The following is a 2546-nucleotide window of genomic DNA, read 5'->3' as shown; positions in this document are numbered from 1 at the left end:
GCCAAGCCATTGAGACCCATCGCCAGAGCGGCAAAAGCCCCCATTTGCTCGCTCTCCTGGAAGGCGCGTGCCGTACCGATGCCGTGTGCGGCAATGCCCAGGGCGAAGCCGCGCACGACGTCGTCTTCGATGTGCAGGGCGCGATAGACGTAGCGGGCGCCAATGGCGCCCAACACGCCGGTGATGATGACCAATACCGCAGTAAGCGAGGGCAGGCCGCCGATCCGTTCGGCGATGCCCATCGCGATCGGCGTCGTCACCGACTTCGGCGCCAGCGAGAGCAGCGTCGCCTTGCTGGCACCGAGCAGGCCGCCAATGGCCACGGCAGACAGCGCAGCGGTCAGCGAGCCAACCACCAGCGCAGCGAGCAGTGGGATGGCAATGCGTTTCAGGCGGTCGAGCTGGGCATAGAGCGGGATGGCCAACGCGACGGTGGCTGGCCCGAGCAGGAAATGCACGAACTGGGCGCCGTCGAAGTAGGTGGCGTAGGGCGTGTCGGTGAGCCACAACACACCGACCAGCGTGGCCACCGCCAGCAATACCGGGTTGGCCAGCGGATGGCCGTGGCAGCGCTTGTGCAGGTAGACCGCGCCCTGGTAGGCAAGCAGCGTCAAGGTCAGGCCGAGCAGCGGCGAGGCTGACAGGTATACCCAGATCTCGTCGAGAGGCGTGGTCATGGCGCGTCATCGCGGACGCTGCTGCGCCGGGTCAGGAAGCGCAGCACCAGTGCCGTCACGGCGATGGTGATCAAGGTACTGCCCAGCAGGGAAACAGCCAGAGGCAGCCACTCGTCGTTCATGCGCTGAAAGTGCAGCATGATGCCGGTGCCGGCGGGAACGAAAAGCAGGGAAAGGTGCTGCAACAGCCCCTGCGCGGTGTTGCGCAAATCGGTGGACGGTCCGCCGCGCACGGCGAGTGCGGCGAACAGCAGCGCCATGCCGATCACCGGGCCAGGAACCGGCAAGGCCAGAGTCCTGGCGATGATCTCGCCGATCAGCTGAAAAACCAGCAGCAGGGTGATCGCACCGATCATTGGTCGACGGGCTGTTCCGGCCAGGGTATGAGGTGGTAGCCAGTATAGCGGAGGCACCTTGACGGCGATTTCACACGGGAAGCGCGCCGCGTCATTCCCATCACTTCTCGTCGTCCTCGCGGTCGGACTCGAGGGTCTCCTCCAGGGTCTCGAGGTCCTTGCGGTTTTGTCGAAGAAAGAAGACGAAACCCCATACCAGGCCAGCCGCGATGAGCGCCAGCAGTGCCACGGTACCCCAGTCGATGCTGGCCAGCGATGCGGAACTCATCGGACTCTCCTTTGCTTGCGCGACTGCGTTTGCCGGCTCGCCGCTGGCCGGCGATCAGCTGCCGGTTTCGCCCAGCCGGGCGATCAGGCCGGAATGGCGTCGCGTTCGATTGACGCAGGCGCCGACCAGGATCTCCCTGCTGCCGACCAGCGTGACGCGTTTCGACGCTCGGGTGACGCCAGTGTAGAGCAGCTCGCGGGTCAGCACACGGCTGCCTCGCTCGGGTAGCAGCAGGAGAAGCGACTCGAATTCGGAGCCCTGGGACTTGTGCACCGTCATCGCGAACGCGGTGTCGTGTTCGGGTAGACGGATTGCTGCGATCGCCCGGAAAGCGCCTTCCCGCGCCGGGAACCAGACCATCCACGCGCCGGTTTCATCGGCCAGGCAGATGCCGATGTCACCGTTGAAGAGCTTGAGCAGATAGTCATTGCGCAGGACCATCACCGGCCGGCCGGCATACCAGGGCGAGCGTGGTGAGCGGGCTTTGGTGGGATACGCCCTGTCGAACGCTTGCTGCAGCTGCCGGCTGACTGACTGGTTGACGGCATCGACGCCACGGCTGCCGTCACGCAGCGCGCAGAGCACGCGGAAGCGATCGAAGGCGGCGAAGACCTGGTGGCGTTGGGTGACCGGGTCGGCGTGCTTTGCCGTGATGGCGTCGAAATAGGGCCGGTAGCCGTCGACGATCTGCTCGTCAATCAGCGCTGTCAGGTCGCTGCCGTCGTCGGCCAGCCAGCGGACCGATGGGTCGTCGCCGCCAGCCAGCCATGCGCAGGCTTCCTCACCCCGCCCAGCGTTGATGTCGGCGGCCAGCCGGCCGATTCCGGAAGCGTTGGCGAAGCGATGGCTTTCGCTGAGCCAGACCACGCAGTCGGTCAGCGGGCTGCGGCTGACCGGTGTCGGTGGCCGGATGCGTGCCACTGGCGTCGAGCTGAGCGACGCGAGCTCGGTGATGCAGGCTGCGCTCAAGGTCGGGTCGGCCGAGAGCTCGGCGAAGACCGCGCCGGCCTCGACCGCCGCCAACTGGTCCTTGTCGCCGAGCAGGATCACCCGCGCCGCGGGTGGCACGGCGGCAAACAGCCGGCAGGCCAGGGACAGGTCGAGCATTGACGCTTCATCGACGATCAGCGCATCGATCGGCAGCAGGTTTTCGGCATGGTAGCGGAAGCGGCCGGCTTCTGGCGTGACACCCAGCAGTCGGTGCAGGGTGTGTGACTGATCGGGCAGCAGCGCTTGCAGTTCGGG

General features: G+C 66.3%; 4 protein-coding genes. All 4 read right to left on the bottom strand.

Features of this window, described 5'->3' with window-relative positions:
* The coding region (locus RUW20_RS10820; RefSeq protein WP_313952220.1) for an LrgB family protein at positions 1-677 on the bottom strand (677 nt) is incomplete at its 3' end.
* Positions 674-1033 (bottom strand): CidA/LrgA family protein, encoded by a 360-nt coding sequence (locus tag RUW20_RS10815; RefSeq protein ID WP_313952219.1) that lies wholly within the window; start codon positions 1031-1033, stop codon positions 674-676. The genes RUW20_RS10820 and RUW20_RS10815, both read right to left, overlap by 4 nt.
* Positions 1034-1133: 100 nt before the next feature.
* Entirely contained in the window at positions 1134-1301 is a 168-nt protein-coding gene (locus RUW20_RS10810; protein WP_313952218.1) for a hypothetical protein, read from the bottom strand.
* Positions 1302-1355: 54 nt separating this feature from the next.
* The coding region (gene recD, locus RUW20_RS10805) for an exodeoxyribonuclease V subunit alpha (protein ID WP_313952217.1) at positions 1356-2546 on the bottom strand (1191 nt) is incomplete at its 5' end.

It is taken from the genome of Accumulibacter sp., assembly GCF_032229525.1.
Lineage (GTDB): Bacteria > Pseudomonadota > Gammaproteobacteria > Burkholderiales > Rhodocyclaceae > Accumulibacter.
The sequence above is the reverse complement of the archived record's forward strand: the minus strand, read 5'-3'. Positions and strand labels throughout refer to the sequence as shown.

Excerpts from the sequence above, each read along its gene's own strand:
- RUW20_RS10815 (WP_313952219.1), bottom strand. The coding sequence starts at position 1,033 with ATGATCGGTGCGATCACCCTGCTGCTGGTTTTTCAGCTGATCGGCGAG.
- RUW20_RS10810 (WP_313952218.1), bottom strand. The coding sequence starts at position 1,301 with ATGAGTTCCGCATCGCTGGCCAGCATCGACTGGGGTACCGTGGCACTG.